Annotated in this window: 3 protein-coding genes and 3 tRNA genes; 5 read left to right on the top strand and 1 reads right to left on the bottom strand. The window is 57.9% G+C overall.

Going from position 1 to position 6,233, the window contains the following annotated elements:
* The first annotated feature begins 371 nt into the window (after positions 1 to 371).
* The 4 genes from AB5750_RS06970 to AB5750_RS06955 all read left to right on the top strand — a co-directional run bounded on the left by AB5750_RS06970 (position 372) and on the right by AB5750_RS06955 (position 3,663).
* A tRNA-Arg gene (locus AB5750_RS06970) sits at positions 372 to 448 on the top strand.
* 158 nt (positions 449 to 606) lie between these two features.
* Positions 607 to 683: transfer RNA gene (locus tag AB5750_RS06965), tRNA-Arg, on the top strand.
* 353 nt (positions 684 to 1,036) lie between these two features.
* Positions 1,037 to 3,478: a tetratricopeptide repeat protein gene (locus AB5750_RS06960; protein ID WP_368145762.1), complete on the top strand. Its 2,442-nt coding sequence runs from the start codon at positions 1,037 to 1,039 to the stop codon at positions 3,476 to 3,478.
* A gap of 94 nt (positions 3,479 to 3,572) precedes the next feature.
* A tRNA-Ser gene (locus AB5750_RS06955) sits at positions 3,573 to 3,663 on the top strand.
* A 320-nt stretch (positions 3,664 to 3,983) separates the two neighbouring features.
* Here AB5750_RS06955 and AB5750_RS06950 read toward each other — a convergent pair.
* A complete protein-coding gene (locus AB5750_RS06950; RefSeq protein ID WP_368145763.1) occupies positions 3,984 to 5,324 on the bottom strand; it encodes a D-alanyl-D-alanine carboxypeptidase family protein in 1,341 nt (446 codons plus the stop codon).
* A 197-nt stretch (positions 5,325 to 5,521) separates the two neighbouring features.
* Here AB5750_RS06950 and AB5750_RS06945 point away from each other — a divergent pair, with 197 nt between their 5' ends.
* Positions 5,522 to 6,217 carry a response regulator transcription factor gene (locus tag AB5750_RS06945; RefSeq protein WP_022094536.1) on the top strand — a complete coding sequence of 232 codons (696 nt, stop codon included), beginning with the start codon at positions 5,522 to 5,524 and terminating at the stop codon, positions 6,215 to 6,217.
* Positions 6,218 to 6,233: the final 16 nt, after the last annotated feature.

Below are 6,233 nucleotides of genomic sequence, written 5' to 3'. Positions count from 1 at the left end.
CCTATACGCCGCACCAATTGAAATTGAAAGCCTCCGGCAACGGGGGCTTTTCTTTTATGGCAACACCGCATGGATTCGAACCTCGGTCGAGGCGCGGGCGTCAAGAAAACGCGGAGCGTTTTAGCCCGCGGGCGAGCGCGCCGGCAGGCGGGCGAAGCCGGTGCGGATCCGCGCAGCGGATGCGCGGAATCCTATACGCCGTACCAATTGAAATTGAAAGCCTCACCGGCAACGGGGGCTTTTCTTTTATGGCAACACCGCATGGATTCGAACCTCGGTCGAGGCACGAACAACTTAATTATCACTCCGTAAAATTTTTCTAATTGTCGCTTGACCCATCGGGGGCTCGCGTGCATAATAATCCGTGCGTTGCGGCGTTACCTCAGCTGGATAGAGGGTCTGACTACGAATCAGAACGTCATAGGTTCGAATCCTATACGCCGCACCAACTGAACTTTAAAGCCTCCGGTAACGGAGGCTTTTCTTATATCGCGATGCGTCGAAGATCGCATCAAGTGGTCAAAATGAGTAAAAATCAAATTTGATAACTTTTTTCGAAAATTGCTTGACCTTTATTCAGTCGATGTGCATAATAATCAACAAGTCGCGGCGTTACCTCAGCTGGATAGAGGGTCTGACTACGAATCAGAACGTCATAGGTTCGAATCCTATACGCCGCACCATTTGAGATTAAAGCTCCCGGCGACGGGGGCTTTTCTTTTACGTAAGCACCGCATGGATTCGAACCTCGGTCGAGGCGCGGGCGTAAAGAAAACGCGGAGCGTTTTCAGCCCGCGGGCGAGCGCACCGGCAGGCGGGCGAAGCCGGTGCGGATCCGCGCAGCGGATGCGCGGAATCCTATACGCCGCACCATTTGAGATTAAAGCTCCCGGCAACGGGGGCTTTTCTTTTGCGCCAGCTTGAGTGCTTTCGTCCAAAGGGACGATTTCCTGTCGACTCGTGTAAGATTCCGAGTAGATGTCGCGACTTATTCGCGACCACTCCTTCTCTAGACGACCGATCAGGGTGATATTTCGTGGCAGAGCGTCCGACATACAAGCTCAGGTTTCTCGATCCCAAGAAGCGCTTTCCGGCGATGCCCGAGCAGCCTGCGGGACGCTCATATGGCGTGGTCTGGAAACTCTTTGGCGAGGATCAGCATGAATCTTGTTATGTCGTCGAATTCGTTGGCAAAAGTCATGTGTCGCTTTTGGGCTACGTAAGCGTTTCGGGTGAGGTGTACAAGGTGGACCGCCCCGTTAGCGAGGCTCCGCTGTCCAACGATCCCGACATGGAACTGGTCCTTGACGAGTCGGATTCCAGTATTGGTGAGATTATGGTAAGGGAAGCCAGCGGTGCAATGCGCGCGTGCGCGCGAACCGTCGGCTCTCCCGAAGGCCCCATGCGCGAGCAGTCCGATCACGAGACATGGAATTCGGCCCGCTCCCTTCCTTACGGCGAGTTCATGGCATCGATGTTCCTGCGCTACGTGATATTTGCCAACTTCGAAAGCGCTATTGCGAACACGGCGGGCGTCGACGGTCTCGATGCGGATATGCAAAACGTTGTCGACAAGATCAAGCTCGTAAAGTTGCCCGAGCCGGTCGAGGTGTTTTTGGGCTTTAACACGGCACCGCTCCCCGATGCTATCGAGACGCTGCTTTACCGCGTTGACCATGCCGAGAATCCGAGCGGTATCGAGCGCTATGCCGCCACCCTTATGAGCGAAATTGACTTGCCCCGTCTGCGCACCATTGCCGCCAAGTCCGAAATGAGCCTGGCGCGCATCGACCGGTCAAAGCTGTTTTATCTCAATTTTGATCGTAGCCTGCTGGACCAGGACGAGATTGACATGCTGCTCGCCATCGAGTGCCGTCTCAACCGCCTCTCCGGCATCCTTGAGCGCATCGGGGCTGGATTGGCCCCCGCGGCATCCTCACCGAGCCTTGAGGGCTGCGCTCTCTTTGATGCGTGGCATATCGCCAAGACGTCCAACGATGTTCCCCGACTGCTCGATACGGCCTCGAGCGATAATCCGTGGGCCAAACCGGGAACGGTTTCGTGCCAGCCGGGCGGCGAGTGGGACGTGCGCACCCGTTTTGCGCGAATCGTTGAGGCGCTCAACGTGGTCACGCGGCTCGACTATACCTATCGAGTAAACGTTGCCGAGGGGATTATGCTCGTTCGGTTTGGGCAGTCTGTCGTTGATGCCGTGCCGCAACGTGAATACGACGCTCAAGATGACGCCTGGCGCGAGCTGGACGAGGACACGCGCGCGATCTGGGCCGCGGAACACGATGCGCGCGTGGCACTCACGCTTGCGGCAGCGTGCTTTGCCGCGGGCACCTGCATTACGCGCTGCTACGTGCAGATTGCTGCTCCCGACGGTGAACAGGGCGAGCGTGTTGTCGCAACGTATTTCTTTGGGCGCGCGGCCTATCTGGCCGATTGCGTGCCTGTCGCCAAGGATCTTGAGAGCATGGACATGGACGATATGCCGTGCAAGCGTGTGCTTGAGGCGTATGAGTCAACAGCTCCGGAGACGATTGAGCCTGCGGAGGTTCATGCTCGTCCGCGTGATGACCATCGCACGCTGCCGCCGGCGCTGCGCGATCTGCTGCTTGCCGATACGGCTGACGAGTTGGAGGTCATGGAAGAGGACGACGACCCATACGTGGCCCGTGTTGTTGAATTGCGCGAGCAGGCAAAAGTCGACAGTACAGGTGCTTTTGAAGGCTTTTCCCGTCTTGTCGAGGAGTTGGAGGCTAAGTGCGCCATCGCCGAGCTTTTGGCGACAGGTCCGGTTCAAACGCAGTTTTGCGATAACCAGCTGGTGCGCATGGTGCTACCGGTGTTGGAAGAAGACCGCTCTGTGCGAATCCTTCGTGCGCCCGATGCGCTGTACTTTGCCCAGCACGAGATCTGCAGCTTTTACGCCGAGCAAGAGGACTTTGAACGAGCACTACCCGAGGTGCGCCATCTTTACGATCTGGCGCGCTCGTCCATGCAATCGCACTTTGCGCTCATCAACGTGCTTGCGCGTCTGGAGCGCTTTGACGAGATTATCGAGGTGGCGCGCCACGGCCTACGTATTGCCAGCGATCGTTCTGCAATCGGCTACCTGTTCTATCGCTTGGCGTTTGCCTATTGGAATTGCGATCAGCTCGACCTGGCGCTGGCTTGTTACCGTCTAGTGCCGCGCGGCGAGGAGTCGGGCAGCAGCGCGCTGGAAGAAATGCAGGGCCTTATGAACGAGATGGGCGTCAGCGAGCCTCCGACGTTCGAGGAAGCGGTCGAGACCATCCGCAAGGCTGGACTCGAGTTGCCGCCAGTGTCCGCCGTGACGAATCAGCTTGCAGATGCCGCTGTGCAACTGGTCGACAACGGCTTCTTTTTCCTGGCACGCGGTTGCATCTTCCAAATGTGGCGCACCATGGGTAACGACGAGCTCGGCTCCCTCAATCGCTCGCTGGGGTAGTAGCGAAAACTGCAAGGAGGAAAGGCCACTGGACAATTAGAAAATTCCCTCTTGCCCAACTTCGACTGTTTGGTTACTATAGAACGGCTGTTACGGAGAGCTGACCGAGAGGCCGAAGGTGCTCGCCTGCTAAGCGAGTATGCCCCAAAAGGGCATCTGGGGTTCGAATCCCCAGCTCTCCGCCAGTAAGACTTTAAAGAAGGGTCCCGAAAGGGACCCTTTTTTAGTTGAACCACGTTAGCTGGGGATTCGAACCCGAGAGGGCACGGGCGTTAAGCAAACGCGAAAGCGTTTGTAGCCCGTGGGCGAAAAGCCGTCAGGCTTTGAAGCCGGAGGGCATGCGCAGCATGCCCGGACATCCCCAGCTCTCCGCCAGTACGAATTTGAAGAAGGGCTCCGTAAGGGGCCCTTTTTGGTATGGAGAACGTTAGCTGGGGATTCGAACCCTCAAAAAAGAGGCATCCTTTCGGACGCCTCCTTTCAGTGGGCTTATTATTCTTGCGCCCTACACCTCGGGCGCCTTGGCGACGGTCTCGCTTTCTGCTGTGAGCGGGCGGTTGTCGATGCGACGGCTCAAGCGATCGAGCTTCACAAGGAGCCATTCAATGGGATTCGGCCCTGCGCCTTCCTCGTCGGCAACTAGGTCCATGACGGCGATCTTGGTGCCGTCCTGCTTGAGCGTGACGCTACCCACCTTGTCGCCCACATGCACCGTGCCCGAAAGATCGTCGTAGCTAATCTTTTCGGTCACCTTGCCGGCAAGGGAAAACACGGTCGCTTGCGCCGTGGGATCGGCGAGTGTGGCGTCGATCGTCTTATCCGTCCAGTCGGTTTGGCCAATGCGCGCCATAAGCGGGTTGCCGTTGGCGGTCTTTTCCTGTGTGTTGGCGATTGCGACCGTCACCTTGTGGCCGTAGTACCAGTTGGCAAGGGTGGCGGTATCGGTAAAGCGCTGGTCGGTGGTGGTGGAGTTCAAAACGACGGTGTAGATCTCGTCGCCGTCGCGGTTGTAGGCGCTCGTAAAGCAATAGCCCGCGTCGTCGGTGGTACCGGTCTTGCCACCGATGTTGCCATCTTGGCCCAGCAAATAGTTATGCGTGTCCATGGAATGCGAATGGTCGGTGCCGTCGGCGCCCGTGACCTCGATCCAGGAATCCTCGCTCGCTACGACCTCGCGGATCGTATCGTTTTTCATGGCCTCCTGCATCATCAGCGCTACGTCGTGTGCGGTTGAGTGCATATCGCCAGCCCACTCATCAAAGTCCAGACCATGCGGGTTTTCAAAAAGCGTACCGGTGCAGCCGAGCTTCTTAGCGCGCTCGTTCATGGCCTTCACAAATGTGGCCTCGGCGTCTTTTGTCTTAGGGTCGATCTTCTTGCCCACATATTCGGCGAGCACGATGGCGGCGTCGTTGCCCGAGGGAATCATAAGGCCGCGCAGTGCCTGCTCCACGGTAAGCTCGTCGCCTTCGAGCAAGCCGGCGGTCGAATTACCCACGGTGGCCGCGGTGTTGCTTACCGTGACCTTCTCGTCCATCTTGCAATTCTCGACGGTTAGGATTGCGGTCATGACCTTGGTGATCGAGGCGATCTTGACCTGCTCATCGGCGCCGCGCCCATAGTAGACGGTGCCGTCTTTGCCCATGACGAGGGCATTGGTCGCATCGATACCGGGCAGGTTTTCGGCCGTGATGCCGCGCGCATCGGCGGTTTTGCCGCAAACATTGTCGGTCGTGAGCACTTGGGCGCCGGCAACGGTGGGCACGCCAGCGGCAAGGGCGATAGCGCAGACAAAGCCGGCGGCAAGCTGGGCTGAGCGCTTTGCAAAAGAGGTGAGGGGCTTCACGGATTTCGCTTTCGACGGGATGGTCTCTTCTGGAACTAGAGTATATCGTTTGCCGGCGTCGGCGATCATCGCGTGCGTGCGTGGCCCACATCCGCTCCCGAACGGGCACAAGGGTGCTTAAGGCCGACTTAATCAACCACGCTTGTTGTGTGTGGCGTGCGTCGCCTCGGGCATAATGGAGCGCGAGAGGAGCACGCATGAACGAGCGCATACTGGTAGTTGATGACGAGAAGGCCATCGCCGACTTGGTTGGCATCTACCTTACAAAAGAGGGCTTTGATGTCCAGATTGCCTATAGCGGGGCCGATGCTGCCAAGGCAATCTTGGAGCAGGAGTTTGATTTGGCGCTGCTGGATGTCATGCTGCCCGATATCGATGGCTTTGAGCTGCTGCGTACGATCCGTTCCAGCCATACCTATCCCGTGATCATGCTGACGGCGCGCGATGCCCAGCAAGACAAGATCGGGGGCCTTTCGCTTGGCGCGGACGATTACGTGGTCAAGCCGTTCCGCCCGCTGGAGCTCATCGCGCGCGTGCACGCTCAGCTTCGCCGCTACACCAGCTACGGTAGCCGTGCACAGGCGGCCGAGTCGCCGACCATTCAGCTCGACGGCTTGGAGATCAACCGCGACGCTCGTTCCGTGACGGTGGACGGTGCACCGGTACGCCTCACACCCACCGAGTATTCAATCTTGCTGTATCTGGTCGAGCATCGCGGCAGCGTGGTGGCCGTGGAGGATCTGTTCCGCGCGGTGTGGAACGAGGACTTTATGCCCGGCTCCAACAATACGGTGATGGTGCACATTCGCCACTTGCGCGAAAAGATCGGCGACGACGCACAAAAGCCACGCTTTATCAAAAACGTCTGGGGCGTCGGCTACATCATCGAATAACGCTTTTCGCTTGTGA

This window comes from Collinsella aerofaciens, assembly GCF_040926185.1.
In the GTDB taxonomy this organism is placed as follows: domain Bacteria; phylum Actinomycetota; class Coriobacteriia; order Coriobacteriales; family Coriobacteriaceae; genus Collinsella; species Collinsella aerofaciens_BC.
This window is presented reverse-complemented; position numbering and strand designations above follow the sequence as displayed.